The sequence below is a fragment of the Paenibacillus tianmuensis genome, from assembly GCF_900100345.1.
In the GTDB taxonomy this organism is placed as follows: Bacteria; Bacillota; Bacilli; order Paenibacillales; family NBRC-103111; genus Paenibacillus_G; species Paenibacillus_G tianmuensis.
In genome coordinates this window covers 98,694-119,525 of the sequence record NZ_FMTT01000001.1, presented here as the reverse complement: position 1 = coordinate 119,525, position 20,832 = coordinate 98,694, and the positions used below count along the sequence as shown (strand labels likewise).

The 20,832-nt window shown below is 55.2% G+C and carries 20 protein-coding genes, 1 pseudogene and 1 other annotated feature; of the genes and pseudogenes, 1 reads left to right on the top strand and 20 read right to left on the bottom strand.

Going from position 1 to position 20,832, the window contains the following annotated elements; all coding sequences use genetic code 11:
- Positions 1-144 precede the first annotated feature (144 nt).
- Positions 145-386, top strand: a binding site (T-box leader).
- Positions 387-459: 73 nt separating this feature from the next.
- Positions 460-2,043 carry a phosphoglycerate dehydrogenase gene (serA, locus tag BLO51_RS00660; protein WP_090665750.1) on the top strand — a complete coding sequence of 528 codons (1,584 nt, stop codon included), beginning with the start codon at positions 460-462 and terminating at the stop codon, positions 2,041-2,043.
- 108 nt (positions 2,044-2,151) lie between these two features.
- Here the strand turns inward: serA and BLO51_RS00655 are convergent, their stop codons facing one another.
- From BLO51_RS00655 to ribD, 20 genes and pseudogenes are all read right to left on the bottom strand, one after another.
- Positions 2,152-3,996, bottom strand: coding sequence for an ATP-binding protein (locus BLO51_RS00655; RefSeq protein ID WP_090665748.1), 1,845 nt, complete (start codon positions 3,994-3,996; stop codon positions 2,152-2,154).
- Position 3,997: 1 nt separating this feature from the next.
- Positions 3,998-4,714, bottom strand: a complete 717-nt coding sequence (locus tag BLO51_RS00650; RefSeq protein WP_025846431.1) for a response regulator transcription factor — start codon at positions 4,712-4,714, stop codon at positions 3,998-4,000.
- Positions 4,715-4,783: 69 nt separating this feature from the next.
- Positions 4,784-6,031 (bottom strand): cytochrome c biogenesis protein CcsA, encoded by a 1,248-nt coding sequence (gene ccsA, locus BLO51_RS00645; protein WP_090665746.1) that lies wholly within the window; start codon positions 6,029-6,031, stop codon positions 4,784-4,786.
- Complete coding sequence (gene resB, locus BLO51_RS00640; RefSeq protein WP_090665744.1) at positions 6,028-7,707, bottom strand: cytochrome c biogenesis protein ResB; 1,680 nt, start codon at positions 7,705-7,707, stop codon at positions 6,028-6,030. The genes ccsA and resB overlap by 4 nt, the downstream gene beginning before the upstream one ends.
- A gap of 2 nt (positions 7,708-7,709) precedes the next feature.
- On the bottom strand, positions 7,710-8,249 hold the full coding sequence (resA, locus tag BLO51_RS00635) for a thiol-disulfide oxidoreductase ResA (protein WP_090665742.1): 540 nt from the start codon (positions 8,247-8,249) through the stop codon (positions 7,710-7,712).
- 73 nt (positions 8,250-8,322) lie between these two features.
- Complete coding sequence (locus tag BLO51_RS00630) at positions 8,323-9,084, bottom strand: pseudouridine synthase (RefSeq protein WP_090665740.1); 762 nt, start codon at positions 9,082-9,084, stop codon at positions 8,323-8,325.
- Between the two features lie 19 nt (positions 9,085-9,103).
- On the bottom strand, positions 9,104-9,445 hold the full coding sequence (locus BLO51_RS00625; RefSeq protein ID WP_090665738.1) for a peptidoglycan recognition protein family protein: 342 nt from the start codon (positions 9,443-9,445) through the stop codon (positions 9,104-9,106).
- Between the two features lie 138 nt (positions 9,446-9,583).
- Positions 9,584-10,117, bottom strand: a complete 534-nt coding sequence (locus tag BLO51_RS00620; protein WP_054977572.1) for a spore maturation protein — start codon at positions 10,115-10,117, stop codon at positions 9,584-9,586.
- 6 nt (positions 10,118-10,123) lie between these two features.
- The gene (locus tag BLO51_RS00615) at positions 10,124-10,723 is read right to left on the bottom strand and encodes a nucleoside recognition domain-containing protein (RefSeq protein WP_090665736.1); all 600 of its coding nucleotides are present in this window, start codon (positions 10,721-10,723) and stop codon (positions 10,124-10,126) included.
- 18 nt (positions 10,724-10,741) lie between these two features.
- Positions 10,742-11,914: a D-alanyl-D-alanine carboxypeptidase family protein gene (locus BLO51_RS00610; RefSeq protein WP_090665733.1), complete on the bottom strand. Its 1,173-nt coding sequence runs from the start codon at positions 11,912-11,914 to the stop codon at positions 10,742-10,744.
- A gap of 188 nt (positions 11,915-12,102) precedes the next feature.
- A pseudogene (locus BLO51_RS00605) lies at positions 12,103-12,780 on the bottom strand (SOS response-associated peptidase).
- Positions 12,781-12,803: 23 nt separating this feature from the next.
- Complete coding sequence (locus BLO51_RS00600) at positions 12,804-13,904, bottom strand: HD-GYP domain-containing protein (RefSeq protein WP_090665731.1); 1,101 nt, start codon at positions 13,902-13,904, stop codon at positions 12,804-12,806.
- Positions 13,905-14,177: 273 nt separating this feature from the next.
- On the bottom strand, positions 14,178-14,672 hold the full coding sequence (gene ytfJ, locus BLO51_RS00595) for a GerW family sporulation protein (RefSeq protein ID WP_090665729.1): 495 nt from the start codon (positions 14,670-14,672) through the stop codon (positions 14,178-14,180).
- Between the two features lie 151 nt (positions 14,673-14,823).
- On the bottom strand, positions 14,824-15,498 hold the full coding sequence (locus BLO51_RS00590) for a DUF2953 domain-containing protein (protein WP_167670065.1): 675 nt from the start codon (positions 15,496-15,498) through the stop codon (positions 14,824-14,826).
- A 121-nt stretch (positions 15,499-15,619) separates the two neighbouring features.
- Positions 15,620-16,234 carry an SMC-Scp complex subunit ScpB gene (gene scpB, locus BLO51_RS00585; RefSeq protein ID WP_090665724.1) on the bottom strand — a complete coding sequence of 205 codons (615 nt, stop codon included), beginning with the start codon at positions 16,232-16,234 and terminating at the stop codon, positions 15,620-15,622.
- Positions 16,203-16,988, bottom strand: a complete 786-nt coding sequence (locus tag BLO51_RS00580; RefSeq protein ID WP_090665722.1) for a segregation and condensation protein A — start codon at positions 16,986-16,988, stop codon at positions 16,203-16,205. Before BLO51_RS00580 ends, scpB begins: the two co-directional genes overlap by 32 nt.
- A 38-nt stretch (positions 16,989-17,026) precedes the next feature.
- Positions 17,027-17,497 carry a 6,7-dimethyl-8-ribityllumazine synthase gene (ribH, locus tag BLO51_RS00575; RefSeq protein ID WP_090665720.1) on the bottom strand — a complete coding sequence of 157 codons (471 nt, stop codon included), beginning with the start codon at positions 17,495-17,497 and terminating at the stop codon, positions 17,027-17,029.
- Positions 17,498-17,534: 37 nt separating this feature from the next.
- Positions 17,535-18,749: a bifunctional 3,4-dihydroxy-2-butanone-4-phosphate synthase/GTP cyclohydrolase II gene (locus BLO51_RS00570; protein ID WP_090665719.1), complete on the bottom strand. Its 1,215-nt coding sequence runs from the start codon at positions 18,747-18,749 to the stop codon at positions 17,535-17,537.
- A 40-nt stretch (positions 18,750-18,789) separates the two neighbouring features.
- Entirely contained in the window at positions 18,790-19,464 is a 675-nt protein-coding gene (gene ribE, locus BLO51_RS00565; protein WP_090665716.1) for a riboflavin synthase, read from the bottom strand.
- A gap of 50 nt (positions 19,465-19,514) precedes the next feature.
- On the bottom strand, positions 19,515-20,630 hold the full coding sequence (gene ribD, locus BLO51_RS00560) for a bifunctional diaminohydroxyphosphoribosylaminopyrimidine deaminase/5-amino-6-(5-phosphoribosylamino)uracil reductase RibD (protein ID WP_281180307.1): 1,116 nt from the start codon (positions 20,628-20,630) through the stop codon (positions 19,515-19,517).
- Between the last annotated feature and the right edge of the window lie 202 nt (positions 20,631-20,832).

Genomic DNA, 20,832 nt, shown 5'->3' with positions numbered 1-20,832 from the left:
CTGTACGATAATTTCATGCAGGTCGCACGGTTTATTTTAGCACGGCGAATTTAGGTTTCACAAATATTTCGGATTTGCAAATCGGTGGGCTGCCTATTGACAATGTCGAAATGGTCATGTTACGCTAATGAAAAATTTCACCTGTAACAAACTTTGACGGAGCCAAGCATAACCCGAATCGATCAGAGAGCCGGTGGTCGGTGCGAACCGGACGAATTCGATATGCGGAGCACTCTTGAGTTGTTGTGCCGAACATTACAGTAGGCGCAGCCGGCCGGAAACCGTTATTTTTCCCGGTCTGTTCATCGCAGACCTCATGAGGCTGTTGCGCGTGAGCGCACAGCGAAGTAGGGTGGTACCACGAGAATCAGCTCCTCGTCCCTTGTATACGTTAGTCGTGTCGGGGCGGGGAGTTTTTTGTGTTTTTTTCGTAATTTACTTCATGGAGGTCTGGGAAAAATGTACAAAGTGTTAGTTATGGATGGAATCAGCGACATGGGGATTCAACTGTTGTATGACGCGCCAGATGTCGAGGTGGAAAAAAAGAACGGATTGTCCGAAGACGAGCTTGTAGCGATTATTGCAGACTATGACGCTTTATTGGTGCGCAGCGCCACGAAGGTAACCGAACGCATTATGGGCGCCGGCAGCAAATTGAAAGTTGTCGGACGCGCCGGTGTAGGCGTCGATAATATCGATCTGGAGGCGGCGACGAAGCGCGGCATCGTCGTCATCAATGCGCCGGATGGCAATACGATTGCCACTTGCGAATTGACATTCGCGATGATGATGTCCGTCGCTCGTATAATTCCGCAAGCGTACAAGAAAACCGTCGGCGGCGAGTGGGACCGCAAAACGTTCGTCGGCGTGGAGCTCCGCAACAAGGTGCTCGGCGTGCTCGGCATGGGCCGCATCGGCAGCGAGGTTGCCAAACGCGCCAAAGCGTTCGGGATGGAAGTGCTCGGCTATGACCCTTTCCTGACCGAAGAGCGTGCGGAAAAGCTCGGCGTGAAGCTCGGTACCGTGAACGACATTTGTGCCGCAGCGGATTTCATTACGGTTCATACGCCGCTGACCAACGAAACACGCCATATGATCAGCAAGCCGCAATTTGAGCTGATGAAAAAAGGCGCGCGCATCATCAACTGTGCACGCGGCGGCATTATCGACGAAATGGCGCTTGTCGAAGCGATCGATGCAGGGATCGTCGCCGGAGCGGCGTTCGACGTATTCGAGAAGGAACCTCCGGCTGCTGATCATCCGTTCCTGAACCATCCGAAAATTGTCGTCACACCGCACCTCGGCGCATCGACGGTCGAAGCGCAGGAGAACGTCGCGATCGACGTATCCGAGGAAGTGCTTCACATTTTGCGCGACCAGCCGTTCAAGAACGCCGTCAACATGCCGCCGGTACCGGCTAACGTGCTCCATGCGCTGCAGCCTTATTTCAATCTCGGCGAGAAGCTCGGCGTCTTCCTCGGTCAGACGATCGACGGGCCGGTCAGCGAAATCGTGGTTAACTATTCCGGCGATTTGACTGATGTCGATACGACGCCGCTCACCCGCTACATCGTCAAAGGCATTCTCGCCAATCAATTGGAAGGCGTGAATATCGTCAATGCGATGCATCTGGCCAAAACGCGCGGGCTCAACGTCGTCATTCAAAAGTCGTCCGCAGCGAAGAGCTTTACGAACCTCGTTTCCGTTACGCTGAAAACGAAGCAAGAAGAACGTGTGCTTGCCGGCACTCTGCTGTCCGGCTACGGCGAGCGGATCGTTCAGATCGACCAATTTCCCGTCGATATCGCGCCGTCCGGCCATCTGCTTCTGATCTCGCATAACGATAAGCCGGGTATCATCGGCAAAGTTGGAACGCTGCTTGGCGACAACGGCGTCAATATCGCGACGATGCAGGTCGGACGTAAAGTGGTCGGCGGCTCGGCGATCATGGTGCTGACTACCGATAAAGAAACGCCGAAGGAAGTGCTCGACCGCCTCATTCAGCTTCCGGAATTGACCCATGCTCGCGAGTTGACGCTTTAATCGGATATCGAACGTTCCACAATTGTTTCACGAACAACAAGAAAAAAGACGTTCGTTCTACAAAAAGAAAGAAGCCTCCGATGACGAATCGGAGGCTTTTGTCTGGGTTTACACCGTTTTGCAGGGAAGCGTGATGGAAAATGTCGTCCCCTGCCCCGGCTGGCTTTTGACATGAACGGTGCCCTCGTGGGCTTCTATGATATTTTTTACGATGGACAGCCCTAAGCCCGTTCCGCCGGTAGCTCCGCGCGTACGGGCTTTGTCCGCCTTGTAGAAACGTTCGAAGATGAAGGGCAGGTCTTCCGCCGGAATGCCGTAGCCTTGGTCCGCCACCTCGATCAATACCGCTTCTTCCCCTTTGTACCGCGTCCGTGCCGCGCTCAGCTGAATAACCGATTGCGGCGGCGTATGCCGGATCGCATTGTCCAGCAGATTGGTCAGCACCTGCTCCATCCGGTCTTCATCGGCCTGGTACAGCACCAGCTCTTCCTCGGGCAGGACGCAGGTCATCGTAATGCCGTGTTCCTTGGACAAGCCGGCGAATTTACGGTGTACCCGCTTTAAGAACGTGTTCACTTCCAGCTCGCGAAAGTTCAATTCCACATTGCCCGTCTCCATCTTCGCGAGGTCAAGCAAATCCTTGACCAGTCGGCCCATACGAAGCGACTCGTCGTGAATGACCTGCGCCAAATCCTTGCGTTCTTCCGGTGTTGCCGCGATGTCGTCGATCAACGCCTCGCTGTAGCCTTGCAGCATCGAAAGCGGCGTGCGCAGCTCGTGCGACACGTTGGCGACAAAATCTTTGCGCAGCTTGTCGAGCCGGAATTCCTCCGTGACGTCCCGCATAACGGCGACAACCCCGCGCACAAGCTCACGCGAATACAACGGCGCCATCACGATGGACCATACCTCACTCTGAACATGCAGCTTCGCCGTCATTTCCTTCGCCTCAGAAATAACTCCTTGGAATAACGGTTGAAGCGGCTCGGGGACCGTTTCCGCCTTCCGCAGCATCCGTCTTTCTTCCTGACCGGACCAGTCGTCCGTCCAATGAATCTCGTTCCAATCCCGCACAACCTTTTCTCCCGGAGGATTGGTCAGAATGACTTTCCCGTCGGCGTCGAACGTAATCACCGCATCCCCCATGCTTCGCAGCACGCTGGCCAAGTGCTCTTTTTCGTGACTTAGCGCTTTGATTGTATCCGACAGCTTCTCTCCCATATGGTTGAACGTTTTGCCCAGCTCGCCCAGCTCGTCAGAAGACGTGATCGGCACGCGGGTATCGTATTCGCCCATCGAGATCAGATCAGCTGCCTTCTTAAGCTGGAGCAGCGGCTGTGTAATTTTGGTCAGCAGGAAGAAGGCGAAGAACGTCGTCATCAGAAAGCCGGCGACGCCGACGACAACGAACAGCTTTTTGACATAAGCCTGCGTCTCCTCCGCCGATTGTGTGAGCTGATACAGGATCAGCGCTCCGGCGGTTTGCGTCTGGCCTTCATTCATATAAGGCACGGCTACGGCTGTGTATTGATTGCTCAAAGGCGCGCGCGGCAGGCCCGAACTCGTATTGCGGTTATCGACCGACTGCCCGGCGAACGCCTTCTGCAAGTCCGCTTTCGTGAAGAAATCGGTATAACGGAACGTCTTGTCCTGCGTCTGCGCAAACGGCGGATCGATCTGCTCGAAATTGGCAGTCACCATCAGGATGCTCGCCCCTTGGGCGCTGAGCAGTTCATTGACAACCTGCAAATACCGCCGTTCTTCCTTATGCAAGGAAATTTCATTGGCCACCTTGACAGCCAGCCTCGTGAGCGTTTCCGCCTGATCCTTCGACTTGGGAAACGACGTTTCGATATATCGGAACAAAAAAAGGCTGAGCGTCAATAAAACGACAACAACCAGCCCGATAATTGTAATCCACAGTTTACCGACAACGCTTTTTAAAATAAACACGTTATTTCGGGACCTCGAGCTTGTAGCCTACGCCCCAAACGGTCGTAATCATGGAGGCGGCGTCCGGCGACACTTTATTCAGCTTCTCGCGCAGCCGTTTCACATGGGTGTCGACCGTGCGCAAATCACCGAAAAACTCGTAGTTCCATACGTCCTTGAGCAACTCCTCCCGGGAAAATACCTTATCCGGCGAAACCGCCAAATAATGAAGCAGCTCGTATTCTTTCGGAGTCAATGCCACTTCCTGTCCTCCGGCCGTGACGCGGTGAGCGTCGTGCTCGATCACCAGATTCGGGAACACGATATTGTTGCTCGAATTCACTTCTTTGGACAAATACGCGGTGACCGAAGACCTCCGCAAAATCGCCTTGACGCGGTAAATAACCTCGCGGGGACTGAACGGCTTCACCACATAGTCGTCCGCTCCCGACTCGAAGCCTTGGACGCGGTTCGTTTCTTCGCCTTTGGCCGTCAGCATAATGACCGGCGTCGATTTCACCTGGCGCAGCCGGGCGCATACCTCGTTACCGTCAATGCCCGGCAGCATCACGTCGAGCAGAATCAGGTCGTAATCCTGATCCAGCGCTTTACGCAGCGCCGATTCGCCGTCCTCGGCTTCGTCAATGCTGTAATTTTCTTTCTCCAAATACATCCGCAGCAGGCGGCGAATCCGTTCCTCATCATCTACAACCAATATGTTCAACTTCGTCTCGCTCATGGCTGAACCTCTTTTCAATTGAGATTAACGACCGTTTATTGAAACTCGGCATGCTGTCGCTGTGCCGGTTTACGCGCCGGAATACGAATGCAAGCCGGCGATCACCAGGTTTACGCCGATGAGCGTAAACATGACGACAAGAAACCCGATCACGGACAGCCAGGCGGATTTTTTGCCCTGCCAGCCGCGGGAAAGACGAAGATGCAGGTACACCGCATAAAACAGCCAGACAATCAGCGCCCACACTTCCTTCGGGTCCCAGCCCCAGAAGCGTCCCCATGCTTCATGCGCCCAAATCATCGCAAAGATGAGCGCTCCAAGCGTGAAGATCGGATAGCCGATGGCAATCGCCCTGTAGCCGATTTCATCCACATCCTCCGAGTCGATCCCTCGGATCGTCGGCTGAAGCACCCGGCCTAACGGCTTGCGGACCACAAGACGAATCAGCGCATACAACAAGGCGCCCAAAAGGACCGACCATATCACCGTATTGAGCTTCCGCCCGGCATTCGCCCCCTCCATCCAGGACGGAGCTTCGAAGAGCGGCCCGGTCATCCCGAGAAAGGGCTTCATTTCCAACTGCTCGCTCTGATACGGTTTTACAATCGGAGGCAAAACGTACTCAACGTTTTGCTTAACGACCTGCTCGACGTTATTGATATCGGTCATCTTAACGTCGCTGGCGAATTTCGCTTTATATCCGGCCGCACTAAAGCCGAAAATGGCAACAACGAACGCGATCGTCATGAGCAAGGTAAAAATCGTAAACTCGACCCCGCGCTGCTCTCTGCGGTCCGCTTTGGATGTTCCCGCGAAGTTGACGTTCTGGAGCAGATACATCAAGCCTGCGGCAAACCCGACGGCGAAAAACGCTTCTCCGAGAGCCGCGGTCGTCACGTGGATTTTGAGCCAGTAGCTTTGCAGCGCCGGAATGAGCGGCTGCACTTCGCGCGGGAACACCGAAGCGTAGGCGATGATGATGATCGATACGGGCATCGTAAATACGCCAAGCGTAGGCGTGCGGTAAATCAAGTAGACGACGAGAAACGCGAGCACGATCATCATCCCAAGGAACGTCATGAATTCGTACATGTTGCTCGTCGGTATATGTCCGCCTTCCGCCCAGCGCGTAAAGAAAAACGTCACGTGACACAAAAATCCGATCACGGTCAGGATGAAGCCGATGAAGCCCCATCGTCTGGCGAACCCTTCGGGGTCCGCCTCCTGAACCGATTTTTTCCCGGTAACGGCTATGACGAAGCCGAGCAGAGCCAGGGCGTACACGATAAAAGCAATCAGCAAAAACGTGCTGCTCACGTTTCAATCACCTTTCTTTCCAGCGTCTTCGGATCGATGTCGATTCCCGTTTTCGTCAAAACCCGGGTCACTTCCTTCCGGATGCCGTACCAGTTCTTGTTCGTATGAGCGCCGAGCGCAAGCTGTCCGTTATCGATGCGCAGCCAGATCCGGCGATGGTGCCAATAAAAGCCCATGATCAAGCCGATCATCGAAATGGCCGCGCCGACCCAGATAAACGGCATTGCCCGGTCGACCCGGATATTCAAGTAACTGATATAGTCCGAAATGGCCACATCGGCCATCGAACCAACGGTCAGCTCCAGCTTGGCGCCAAGCGCTCCATTGATTTCGTCTTGACGGAAATTGACTTTATCCACCTGACGCGGGAAGTACAAATAAAGCTCCCCTTCCGGCTTCAAGCCCGGTCCCGAAATGGCGAATACGAACGCCGGAGCTTTCGGTTCGTTGGACTTGGTCATCGGCAAGCCCTTGTCGTCCAAAGCGAACTCGGGGAAATACGCCTTCAGCTTCAATTGGTAAGGACCTGCGTTATACGATTCCGCGGGCTTGTTCATCGGCAGCTCGAAGCTTCCGAACGTCTCGCCGGTTTGTTTGTTTTTCAGCGTCGGTTTGACGGATATCAGCGTCGGAGACGGCTTGAAGTCGAATTGATACGCGAGTAATCCATTGTAATCCAACGGCTTGTTCACGACAATATCCTGGCGGTGCACTTCTTCAAGCACCGGCTCCTTCGCCGGATCGTCGCAGTCCGCCTTGCACATGTAGAGCACCGCTTTCGTCTCGTACACCTTCGGAACGTCCTGCCCTTTGGACCGGAAGCCCTCCGACATTTCTTCCGGCTTGTAAAACTCCAGCGTGAATTTTTCGTTCTTCAAATAATAAGGAGTATCGGGAATTTTGACAAGCTTGCCTTCCGGAAAAGCCATATGCTGATCCATGTGCCAGCCCGGAATGCTTCGCATCAATACAGCGCCCAAAAAAATAATCAACCCGATATGATTGATATAAGGTCCCCAGCGGCTGAACCGGTTTTTCTCCGCCAGCAGCGCCGTGCCGTCCGTATGCACGCGGTAGCGCTGCTTGCGAAGCACCTCCGCCGCCTGCTCCGTCCAAGCTTCCGGCGTTTGTACCGAGCCCTGGGCAGCGGCCGGAAGCGGTCCGGTAAAGGTCACCTTTTGACGCGTGATGAAGCTTAAATGCTTGCGAATCTGCTGCTTATTGAGCGCCCGGTATAATGGCAGCACGCGGTCCAGACTGCAAACGACGAGCGACGTGCCAATCATGAACAGCAGTGTAACGAACCACCAGGATTCGAACGTATGCGACAGCCCCAGCAAATAATAAATGTACCCGATCGTTCCGTATGTTTCTTTATAATACACCGCAGGATCGATGTTTAGAAACGTATTTTCCTGCGGATATATAGTCCCCAGAATCGAGCCCAGTAACGTAATCGCGATGAGATAAACGGCGATTTTGACGGACGAGAAAAAATTCCACACCCGGTCCAGCACGCCGGGATTCGCGCGCTGGGATCGCCGGGCGACCCCGTCGTACCGCATCTCAAGCGGTTCGCTGCCGCCTTCATCCGAAAGCGGCTTGCCACAGGACTCGCACAGCAGGGTGCCGACATGATTCTGGTGTCCGCATTCGCATTTCGTATTTTGAATCATGCCTACTTCCACCCTTGCTTTTGCGGTAATAACGATGTGATCGTCTTCTCAATATATGCCTCGTCCATTTCGCCGATCCGGATGACATCGACCTTCCCTTCCGGTCCGATGAAGTACGTGGTCGGATACTGGGAAACGCCGTAACGCTTGCGGGTTTCCTCATTCTTATCGAGCAAAATCGGGAACGTAACCTTATATTGGCTGACAAAGTTTTCGACCGCGACTCTGGGCTCGTCCAGATTGAGGCCGAGAATCTCGACATTTTTATCCTTCCACTTGGCGCGCTGTCTTTCGAGCGCCGGCATCTCGTTGCGGCAGGGCTCGCAGAACGTTCCCCAGAAGTTGACGACGACGACTTTGCCGCGGTAATCGGACAGCTTGCGGGTGGCGCCGTCCAGGCTGAGCAGCTTAAAATCCGGCGCCTCCGACCCTTGCGTCGGTTTCTTGTCGCTCCCGAACAGGTTGCTCGCGAGCGTGAGCGCGCCGATGACGATAATGACGGCAAAAATGGAAATTTGGACCCATCGTCTATGTTTTCCCATATTCTCACACCTTTAAAACGAGAGTTGACTGACAAATATCACATTTCCATTATATCGAAAATGGTCACTGTAATTATTCGCCTTTTTGAATTTTATGTGACTTGCCTTCTCCCGCTTTAAGCGCTTCTTGACGAAGCTCGTTGACCTCCTGCGGGGTCAGGTGGCGGAACTTGCCCCGTGGGATGCCGGATAGCAGAAGCGGCCCGAATTGAATCCGTTTCAGCTTGATGACCGGATGATGGATCGCGTCGAACATCCGCCGCACCTGCCGGTTGCGTCCTTCGTAAATCGTTATTTTCACGACGCTTTCGTTGGTTTCCGGACGCACGTCCTGGTATTCCACCTCCGCGGGCGCGGTCTTCCCGTCCTCCAGCTCAATCCCGTTCTTCAGCTTGTCCAGCAAGCTGCCGTGAGGTACGCCTTTGACCGTGGCCAAATAGGTACGCGGCACGTGGTGCTTCGGATGGGTCAGCAAATGGGCGAATTCGCCGTCGTTGGTGAGCAGCAGCAAGCCCTCGGTATCGTAATCGAGCCGGCCGATCGGGTAAATGCGCTGCTTGATGTTTTTGAAAAACTCCGTCACCGTTTTACGTCCTTCGGGATCTTGGGCGCTTGTGATCACGCCTTTCGGTTTGTTAAAGATCACATACACTTTCGATTGCCGGCGGATCGGCTTGCCGTCCACTTTAATAAAATCCTGGGAAGGGTCAACCTTCACCCCCAGGGTCTTTACTACCTTGTCATTGACTTCCACACGTCCTGCGGTAATCAATTCTTCACACTTGCGGCGGGAGGCCACACCCGCTTCGGCCAACACTTTTTGCAATCTGTCCATCTGTTGGATTCACCTCAAGCTAATGATACCTATCCTTGGGTGAAATCACAAGTTGCGCCCACGGAAAATCGTCGCCCGGGCACGTCATCGAATGCGGAAAAATGTCGTCGGGCTGAAAACCGTACGTTTCCGACAGCCGGAGAATCAGCTTGTTCATCAAAAACAGCTGCTCTTTCTCTGCAGGAGTTCTGACGGCGCGTGGCCCGGAGAAGTCCCCTTCCAGACACAGGTGGATGTAGAGCGGATCGGTTTGCTCGGAAGAAGGGATGATGTCGCCGTTTTTTGCGATGAAATAATCATACCCTTTTCCGTTTATGGAGGTGCAGGCGGAGTGGTGGATGACAATGCCGTAATACTGCATGCGGTTCACCTCGTTAAGGCTGGACTGCTCACAGTATATGTGCGGAATGGATGGGGGGTGATGCGGGGTCCGGCGAATAAGCCGGAGCGGGCGGAAGACGGGTCCGCACGCATGCGGTCTGCGCTTCACCGGCTGCGTTCAGGCAAATACCAGCGAGCAGATCGCAATCGAAGCGATAAATCCGACGGCGTCGGAAATAAGACCGACCTTGAGGGCGTAGCCGGCCTTGCGGATACCGATGGCGCCGAAATATACCGTGATGACGTACAGCGTCGTATCCGTGCTTCCTTGGATCGTGGAAGCGATCCGTCCGATCATTGAATCGGGGCCGAACTCCGAGATCAGGTCTGTCGTAAAGGCAAGTGAGCCGGCTCCCGTAATCGGGCGCAAAAAAGCGAGCGGAATAATATCGCCCGGAATGCCTAGCCGCTCGCAAATCGGCTTCAGCCAGCCGATCATCAGATCCATCGCCCCGGATGCGCGGAACACGCTGATCGCCACCATCATGCCGACCAGATGCGGAATAATCCGGATCGTCGTATCGAAGCCTTCTTTAGCCCCTTCCACAAACGATTCGTAGACGGGAACTTTCCGGTAAGCGGCGTAAAGAGGAATGAAGACGATCACGACAGGGATGGCCCATGCCGAGATCCAATTGACCAAGTTATACACGCAGGTTCACCCTTTCCCCTGTCCGGGCGGCGTTGATCGCTGGCGGTACCACCGGTCAACCACGATGGCCGCCAAGGTCGAGATAAAGGTAGCCAGCAGCGTCGTACCGACGATTTCGGCCGGATTCGCCGAATTGTAATTCATGCGAATGGCGATCAACGTTGTAGGAATCAGCGTAATGCTGGCTGTATTGAGCGCCAGAAGCGTGCACATAGCGGGGCTCGCTATGTCTTTATGCTTGTTCAGGAGCTGCAGCTCCTGCATCGCTTTAATGCCCATCGGTGTGGCGGCATTGCCCAATCCCAGGATGTTGGCGCTCATGTTCGACATAATGTACCCGAGCGCCGGATGATTTTTGGGCACGCTGGGAAACAGCGCGCGCACGACCGGCGAGAGTAACTTCGCCAGCTTTTGCAGCAAACCCGCGTCCTCGGCAATCCGCATGATGCCGAGCCAGAACACCATAATGCTGATGAGCCCGAAGCAGACCGTCACTCCGCTCTTGGCGCCGTCAAATACCGCCTCGGTCACCAATTCGATTCTGCCCTGAAAAGCAGCGACGACAAACCCCGCAACAATGAAAAACAACCAGATCCAATTGACCATGCCCGCCGCTCCTTCCGCTTAATCCGCTTGCCCGGTAAACAGCACCCGGGTCAATTCGGTCAAGATGTAGAGCCATTTGCGCGAATAGCCGCCGCCAAGCCCTTCCGCTTCCGCGAACGAATACGCGGACCGTTCTTTCTGCTTCAGCCGGGGGCTGTCCTTGGCAACCAGCGGGACCGAGCCGACCGGCTTGCCGTCCAGCAGAAATTGCAGCCTTCCCGCTTCTCCGAGCCGGGTCTCGACGGAAGCCGCATCGTATACAATCGGTTGACGCGCCAGCCGTCCGCGTTCCGCCTGTTCCGCCGGATATCGGAACGAGGCCCCGGCGACAAGCTCGGTCCCCTCAATCGTCTCCCCCTTCTCGACCAAAGAAAGCAGGGGATAATGCTTGAAGCCGAAATCGAGCAGCCGGGTATGGTCGATCCAATCATCGGGATCGTTCAACGTCACGACAGCGAGCTGCTGCCCGACGCGGGTCGCCGAAGAGACAAGGCAGCGCTTCGACAGCTTCGTATAGCCGGTTTTCACCCCATCTGCCCCATCGTAGAGCGAAAGCATTTTATTTTTATTGATCCAGCTGTAGCCCCAGGATTCGTTCGGATTCGGCACTTTCTTCACTTTCGTTTTCACAATCTCCTGAAACACGGGGTTTTTGAGCGCATAAGCGGTCAGCTTGGCCATATCGTTCGCAGTCGAATAATGCCCTTGCTCGTCCAAGCCGGAAGGATTTTTGAAGCTGGAGTTCGTCATCCCGACGATTTTCGCCTTCTCGTTCATCAAGAAGACGAAGCCTTCCATGCTCCCGCCCACGTGCTCGGCAATCGTAACGGCCGCATCGTTCCCGGAACGGAGCATCAAGCCGTACAGCAAATCCTTGAGGTTCATTTCCTCGTTCAGCCTCAAGTAAATGGACGAACCTTCTTTGCCGAAAGCGTTCTTGCTTACTTTCGCCTGGTCGCTCAAACGCCCATGTTCAATCGCGACAATCGCCGTCATGATCTTGGTCAGGCTTGCGATGCGCATCGGTTTGTCCCCTCTGGAGCTGTAAAGCAGCCGTCCGGAAGCGACGTCGATCAGCGCCGCAGCCGCCGCGCCGGTCGATACGCCCGGAGCGGCGCTGACCCCCGCAGGCGGAAGCGCCCCCATATAAACCAGCAGCAAAGCCAGCAAAAGCAGACATCCTTTTCTCATCTTTTTCCTCCCACGCGCCATCCTACAGGAAAGGCCGACTGCTATCGGTCGGACAACTCCATGTCTTTGTATATGTATATGCTTGTCACCTCAGGTTATGAACGGCCTATAACAAGCAGCACTCTGGAAGCGTGTGGGGAAAAATATCAAATAAAAAAGCCTTGCGCCTGCAGGTGTCCCCCTACAGGCTACAAGGCTAAAGGCTCTATGCAATCGGGCTCATTGTATGAAACACGGCCGACCTTCGGATCGACCTCGTAATACCTCATCCGCTCGGCGGGATACGGCTGCAAAACAGGAAGCAGCTCCCTTTCGTCCTCTACGGTCCGGTTCAGCCACAAGCTCTCATGCTCTCGCAGCAAAATGACGGGCATCCGCTCGTGAACCTCGGCCACCAATCCGTTTGCGGCTGTCGTAAGGATCGTGCAAGTGTGCAGTTTCGTTCCGTCCTCCGCCACCCATGTGTCATACAATGCAGCCATGCCGAACAATCCTCTGTCCGCCAGCACAAAGCGGACCGGCTACTTCTGCGAACCGATCCGTTTCCATTCGTAAAAGCCGTCGGCCGGAATGAGGCAGCGTTTCCGCTTCAGCAGGTTGCGGAAGGCGGGCTTCTCGGCGGCGGTTTCGGCCCGCGCGTTCATCATGTGCGCGCCGGATTTGTCATCCTGCGCCCAGGAGGGAACCAGGCCCCAGCGAAGCTCGCCAAGCCGGTTCGCCCCGTCGCCCGCACCCCCGATCATCGCGGGAATCCATTGGCCCGGCGCCGCATTGTAGCGCGGCTGATACGCCGACGGGCGACGGTCCAGCATAAAATGAAGCACCAGCTCTTCGAAGCTTACGGTAACGGTATAGCGTCCGCACATGCCATTGCCTCCCCCTTTCAAGCTTAAAGGGCTTGAGTTAGATTGTCCGCGTGGTTAATAAACACCGTCAGCTTCTCGGCCAAATCGATTTCGTAAGGCTGCCCCAGCACTTGGCCATAGGCGTCGATCAGCACCCGGACAACAGGACGCTGCGGCACCGCAGGGTTAATATTGACGACAACGCCCTGCTCCCCCGTGCTTAGCGTGACGGTCAAGCCGAGCGGATAAATAGCGACGTTATCCCGGAAAATCGCTACTTTACGCTGATCATACAGCGTTCCGACGCCTGCAAACAGCACTTCCATCGCCTGATGCGGAAGCATCGCGAGCCGGTGCGGCCGGTGTGTCGTCATCGCGTCGTAGCTGTCAGCGACAGCGATCCACTTGGCGTATTCGTGAATGTCATTTCCCGTGATCCCTCTCGGGTAGCCGCTGCCATTTTCCCGTTCGTGATGCTGAAAGGCGCAGTGGGCGGAAAGCAGGGGCATATTCGGCTCGTCCTTAAGCAGGCGGAAGCCGATCTCTGTGTGCTTCTTCACCTCTTCGAATTCCTCCGCCGTGAGCGGTCCGGGCTTCTTAATAATGTCCAGATTGATCTTGGTCTTGCCGATGTCATGCAGCAGCGCGCCCAGTCCGAGCGCCATTAGGTCATCCTTGTTGTAGCCGCTGACCATGCCGAGCATGGTCGCATAAATACAAACATTCAGTGAGTGCTGATACAAATAGTTGTTCAGAACGTTCATATTAAGCAGCATAATCGCGGTGCCCTGCTTTTCGTTCAAGTCGTCGATAATCATCTTCATGACATTTCCGAACGAACGGCCGAGCACGTGGTTTTTAGAAAATTTGGATCGGCTTTCGTTTTCCATGAAGCTGCGAAAATGAGTGCGGATTTCGGTTAGCGCCCTGATTCTCGTTTCATCTGAAAGCGGTTCCTCTATCGTAAGATCCTCTGTCGCTTTATCGGCGATATATAAATAATCGATGCCGAGTCTCTCCAAACGCCCGAGTAATCCCCCCGTCAATTCCACTCCTTCGTTTAAAAGAATGACACCTTCTTCGTTATAAATGCACTTCCCGAGGCGCATACCCGGTTCGCACGATCTGGTGGGCAACAGCCGCATGAACGTATACCTCTTTCCCCATGTCTTCGGTCCTACAGTTACAAAATTAACTATAGTCCAACCTTCGGGAAAGAGCAATATATGTATCATGTTAATTAATTAACAGTAAAAATAGGTAAAGCTGCTCCTGAGAGCAGCTCGCCGAATGATACGATCTAACCTTTTTCATATCGATTATGTCTTTATCTACAAACTTTATTATGCTCAAAAATGGGACGGGTGAAAAGGGATTGTTTCTGGTAAGGTAAGCAACTCTTTCCAAAAGCCGACAACTCAGACAATAAAGTTCTGATTCTCGATGTTGTTCGTGACGGTAGCAGCCCCGGTTCCTTCCGTCGTCGCCCCCGCACCGGATTTAACTCCGTTCTTGATCATCGACTGAATACGGTCGACGACATGCGGCGCCGAATCGATCAGGCGCTCTAGCAGGTGGGTTTGGTTATCGAGCGGCACGACCCTGACGCCGTGCTTGCCTACGACCAGAAAAGCGATCGGTGTGATGGATACGCCACCGCCGCTGCCGCCGCCGAACGGCAAGACCACATTGGCGTTATGCGGATCGTTGCGGCTAATGCCTGCGGACACGGACTCGTCAGTCACAAATTCGCTGCCGCCGGCCGCAAAGCCGAAGCCTACTTTGCTGATTGGCATAATGACGCTGCCATCCGGAGTTTCGACCGGATCGCCCACAATCGTATTGACGTCGACCATTTCTTTGATGTTTTCCATGGCCGTTTTCATGAGTCCTTGAATCGGATGCTCAGACATGAATGAAGATCCTCCTTTTCGAAAAGGCTTGAACGCTACAATTTTCGATTGCTTCTTTAGCATTACCCAAAGCGAAAAGCGATATGCGAGAGGCGGTCCGTAAATGCCGAAAAGCCGCCGCTTCTGCGCAATGCAGTTCACGACAGCTTCGTCAGGTGCGCAGCAGCACTTTCTTCCAGGCGCGCAGTCCGCCTTTTACTTTTAAAATCCGGAAGAGTAGTTGGAGTCCCGCCACGGCAAGATGCCACAAGCGGATATGTACGCGGCATGTGCCTTCCATGATGAATACGTTCTGATTAAAGATAGGCATCACCTGAAGCTCCGGCTTCGTCTCAAGCCGAACCGTCTGGAAAATATACCCCAGAAACGACGTTTTAAGCCCCCATAAGGTGCCTACGACAACAGCTGTCTCCGCCGCGTCCCCGATGCCAGCCGATGTTTTCCAGTTCAATTCGGTACAATGAAAACGGCTGAGCAGCCGGCGAAACCACTGGTTAAACTTAAAACAGTTGTGCAGCAAAGTACGAAAGTTTTCGATCGCCTCTTTTATTTTATCGAAGTCGATTTTACGTCTAGGCTCGCCCTGAAAATGCCCCTTGTTCGGATTCATCTTCTCCGATTTCAGTTCCAGCCCTTCCAGCCATCCCTGGAAGCGGAGCAACGGCACGATGTACCTGTAGCGGATAAGCCCGAATAAAGAGCGGACATCGATTCGAATCTCGTCATTTTGTTCCATATGTACGAAAGACAGGCAAATTTTAATCTTGCTTTGCGCCACAGCAAAAATCAAGACCACAACCGCTCCGGCGATCCAGGCCCATATCATGCGATGCTCCTCCTCTACGGCCCGGACGCTTGCGGGAAGCACAAAACCTCCTGGGCTGGAAGCCTCCGGCTTCGTTTCCTCAGGAGTTAGTATAGCCCAGCATTGGAAAAACATGCGTACGTTACATACCGTCCGGTTCTGCTACGTCCTCGAACATGATTTGCTTGCCTTCCATTTTCTCGAAAAGCAGCCGTGTTTCTTCTTCCAGATTATCGTCATTTTCGAACATCGCCGTCTCCGGAAGCTCTTCAATCGAGCTAAGTGCAAAGTGATCAAGAAACGATTTGGTCGTCCCGTACAAAATCGGTCTTCCCGGCGCGTCTGCGCGGTCTACCTCTTGAATTAGATCTTTGGCCATCAGCGTCTGCAGCGCGCGTTCCGACTTCACCCCGCGAATCTCCTCGATCTCCACCCGCGTGATCGGCTGCTTGTACGCTACAATCGCAAGCGTCTCGAGAGCCGCTTGAGAAAGCGACGTCCGCGAAGGAGAGTAGGCCAGCCGCTCAAGATAAGGCGCGTGCTCCGGCACGGTCGTAAGCTGATAGGTGCCCGCCAACTCGACAATTTGAATCCCGCGGCCCTGACGCTTCAAGTCCTCCTGCAGATCCAGCACAAGATCGGTCACGAACTCGGCTCTGAGCTCCAGCACATCGGCCAGCTGTTTGGCGTCCAGTCCCTCGTCTCCCGCCACAAACAACAAGCCTTCAATAACTGATTTCATCTGCCCAAAATCCATCTGTCGTTCCTTCCTCTCTTGCCTGAATCACAATATCGTCAAAAAGTTTATGCTGGAAGCAGACGATCCTCTTGACTTTCATCAGCTCCAGCAGCGCCAAAAACGTAACGACAATCGTGTCTTTCGTCGCGTCGTCGTCGAGCAGCTTCGAAAACATGACTTTGCCCCCGCACTTCTCAAGCGTACCGATCACCTCGTACATGCGATCCTTCACCGAGATTTCATCCTTGCGGATCTTGGCAATCGCCTGACGGCTCTGCATCCGCCGCATCGCCTTGCGAAACGCGTTCACGAGATCGGCCACATGCAGACCTTTGACCGGGTTTTCCTGTAACGCAGGCACATACGGGGTCAAGTCTTCGGGCTCTCTCGTATAAATGAGGCTGCGCTCCATCTCTTTGTCCCGCAGATGATCCGCAATCGCCTTATACTTGCGGTATTCGATCAGCTTCGCTACGAGTTCGGCGCGGGGGTCGTATTCCTCGTCCATCATGTAATCGTCGAACTCCATATCCACAACGGGCGGCTTTGGCAAAAGCATCTTGCTCTTAATGGAAAGCAGCGTTGCCGCCATGACCAGGAACTCGCTCGTCACTTCGAGCTCCAGTTCCTGCATGGCGTCCAAGTACTCCATGTATTGATCCGTAATTTCTTTAATCGGAATGTCGTAAATATCGACTTCCGCTTTATCGATCAAGTGCAGCAGCAAATCAAGGGGGCCTTCAAAGGTTTCCAGCTTTACTGTGACTTTCACTTTCCTCTCGTTCCCCCTTAATCCTCATGCAGCTTTCGTTAGCTTGTCAGCTGTTTCGTCAAATTGGCCATCTCGATGGCGCTCGAAGCCGCTTCCCAGCCTTTGTTGCCGGCTTTGGTTCCCGCGCGCTCCACCGCCTGCTCGATCGAGTCGGTCGTCAGCACGCCGAAAATAACGGGAATGCCGGTTTTGAGCGAAATGGCAGCCACGCCTTTGGCCGTTTCATTGCAAACGTAGTCGAAATGCGGAGTGGACCCGCGGATGACCGCACCAAGCGTGATGACAGCGTCGTACTTGCCGCTCTCAGCCATTTTCTGGGCGATCAACGGAATTTCGAAGGCGCCTGGAACCCAGGCAATCTCGACTTCGTCTTCCTGTACGCCGTGCCGCTTCAGCGCATCCAGCGCGCCGCCCAGCAGCTTGTTCGTAATAAATTCGTTGAACCGTCCGACCACGATCCCGTATTTTAATCCTTGCGAGACCAAATGTCCTTCGTATACTTTCGCCATGTCCTTTCAACTTCCCTTCATTTGATGAAATATTTTTTTAAATAGTAAAATCAAGCAAATGCCCCAGCTTCGCCTGCTTCGTATGCAGGTAGTTCGTATTGTCCTCGTTTTCTTCCATTTGCAGCGGCACACGCTCGTCCACCTCAAGCCCGTAGCCTTCCAGACCGCGAATTTTGCGCGGGTTGTTGGTCATGAGCCGGATACGTCTGATGCCGAGATCCTTCAAGATTTGCGCGCCGATCCCATAATCCCGCAGGTCGGGGGCGAAGCCCAGCTTCAGGTTCGCATCGACGGTATCGAGCCCCTGCTCCTGCAGCTTGTACGCCTTCAGCTTGTTGATCAAGCCGATGCCGCGGCCTTCCTGCCGCATGTACAGCAGCACACCGGAGCCTGCCTCTTCGATCTGCTTCAGCGCCGCCGCAAGCTGCGGTCCGCAATCGCAGCGATGAGAGTGGAAGACGTCGCCGGTCAAGCATTCGGAGTGTACGCGCACGAGCGTCGGACGGTCGCTGTCGATCTTGCCCTTGACAAGCGCCACATGCTCTTTGCGGTCCACGTCGTTCGAGTAGGCGATGGCGGTAAATACGCCGAAGTCCGTCGGCATCCGCACCTCGACCTCGCGCTGCACGAGCTTCTCCTTCTGATTACGGTAACGGATCAGGTCCTGAATCGTGATGATCTTCAGATCATGCTTGCGGCTGATCTCCATCAAATCCGGGACGCGGGCCATTTCGCCGTCTTCCTTGATCACTTCGCAGATGACGGCAGCCGGGTAAGCGCCGCACATGCGCGCCAGATCGACCGCCGCTTCCGTATGTCCGGCACGGCGCAGCACGCCACCTTTCTTAGCCGTGAGCGGAAAAATATGTCCCGGACGGCGGAAGCTCTGCGGCTTCGTCTGCGGATCGATCAGCGCTTGCACGGTCCGGGAACGCTCCGATGCGGAAATGCCAGTCGTCGTTTCGACGTGGTCAACCGAAACCGTGAAGGCCGTGCCGTGGTAATCCGTATTGCGCGATACCATCTGCGGCAAGTCCAGCTCCTGGGCCCGCTCTTCGGTAATCGGAGCGCAGACGAGGCCGCGGCCTTCCTTGATCATGAAGTTGATGACCTCGGGCGTCGCTTTCTCGGCCAGAGCGATGAAGTCGCCTTCGTTCTCGCGGTCTTCGTCGTCCACGACGATAATGACTTTGCCCAGCATCAAATCGTATATCGCTTCTTCAATCGGATGAAACTGGATCGGTTCGTCCATTCCTCTCTCCTCCTAATTGTCGATGGGAGCCGGTTCCGAATTACAGGAACCCGTGCTCCGTTAAAAACGCTGTGCTCAGACCGCCGGGGGTTGTCCTTTGAGTTGCGGCAGCTCCTTCTCCCGTCCGGAAGGTCAGCAGCCGCTCGATGTATTTGCCGAGAACGTCGGCTTCGAGATTGACTTCATCCCCTTGCTTCTTGTACTGCAGCACCGTTTCCGCGAGCGTATGCGGGATGATGGATACGGTAAACGACGTTTCTCCCAGTTCGACGACCGTCAGGCTGATCCCGTCAATCGTGATCGAGCCGTGCGGGATGATATATTTTAAGATGCCCGGGTCGTGCGGCTCTACGCGGAAGACGACGGCGTTTTCTTCCGGTGTCCGCCCCCGGATGATGCCGGTCGAATCGACGTGTCCCTGCACGATGTGACCGCCGAACCGGCCGCCTGTCGTCATCGCCCGCTCCAGGTTGACCGGAGACGAGCTCGACAGCCGGGACAGGTTCGATCGCCGGAACGTTTCCGGCATCACATCGACGGTGAAAGAAGATTCATCATAAGCGATGACGGTCAAGCAGACACCGTTCACCGCAATGCTGTCGCCAAGCTTCACATCGTCCAAGATACGCTTCGCCCCGATCGTCAGCACCATCGCCTGACCTTGCTTGGCTATGCGGCGCAGTGTGCCGATTTCTTCAATAATTCCCGTAAACATGGAATATCCCTCCTATTCATCGCTACCCGTCCTTCTCGGGAGCAGCCTGTCTATTCGCTGGGCTCCGCATACTTTGGGTACCCGACCAGGCACAGGTCGTCACCGAACGTCTCGACCTGCATGCGCTCCAGCCGAATCGCCTCGCGCATTTGCCCGAAGCCGGCGAAGTCGAAGTTCGCCGGGGCCAGCGCGCCTCCGCCGATGATCTTTGGCGCCAGGAAGAGCGCAAGCTTGTGGACGAGCCTGCGCTCCAGCAGCGCGCCGCTCAGCTTGCCGCCGCCTTCCACAAGCAGCGAGCCGATCTCGCGCTCGCCAAGCCGCGCCATGGCGGCGTCCAAATCGACAGCGGGGCCCGGCCCGCAGTCGATGATCTCTACGCCGCGCGCTTCGAGCTCGCGGCGGCGCGCCGCCGGCGCCTGTTCGGTCGTGAGCACGACCGTCGGCGCAGCCCCGTCCCGCACGAGCTTCGCCTCGTGCGGCATCCGCAGCGTCGAGTCGACGACGACGCGGATGGGGTGCAGACCTGGCACAGGCAGCCGGGTCGTCAGGGACGGGTCATCGGCCAGCACGGTGCCGATGCCGACCATAATCGCCTGATGGCGATGGCGCAGCGTATGAACGTAAGCGCGAGAAGCCTCGCCCGTAATCCACTTGCTGTCGCCCGTCCTGGCGGCGATTTTGCCGTCCAACGTGCTGGCCGATTTGACGGTGATGAACGGCCGCCGGGTGGCGATGAACGTATTGAACGCTTCGTTCAGAGCGTTCGCCTCCTGCTCCAGCACCCCTTCCGTCACCTCGATGCCGCTCGCCCGAAGCCGGGCGATCCCGCTGCCGGCCACAAGCGGATTCGGATCGGTGGCCGCAACGACGACCCGCTTGACGCCTTCGCGGATCAGCCGGTCGCTGCACGGCGGCGTCTTGCCGAAGTGACTGCACGGCTCAAGCGTCACGTAGGCGGTGGCGCCAGCCGCTTCGCTTCCCGCCATGTTCAGCGCATGAATTTCGGCGTGCGCTTCACCCCGCTTCAGGTGGGCGCCCATCCCGACAATGCGGCCGTCCTTGACGATGACGCAGCCGACGACCGGATTAATGCCCGTCTGTCCTACCGCCGAAGCAGCCAGCTGCAAAGCCAGATTCATGTAATACTCGTCGTTCAGCAGCCTCACGGTCAAATGATGCAGCCTCCTTCTCTCGATTAGCTTGCCGGAAAATGCGAAAAAGCCCTCTTTTTTCCTAGCAAAAAGGGGCTTGTGAGAAGCGTCGCGTTTACGTGAACAAACGCAGGCGGAATCCTTGCAGCGACAGATCGCAATGCAATGCCGTGCATGGCGCTAGTGCTGCATCGATGCATACCTAAATAAACCTTGC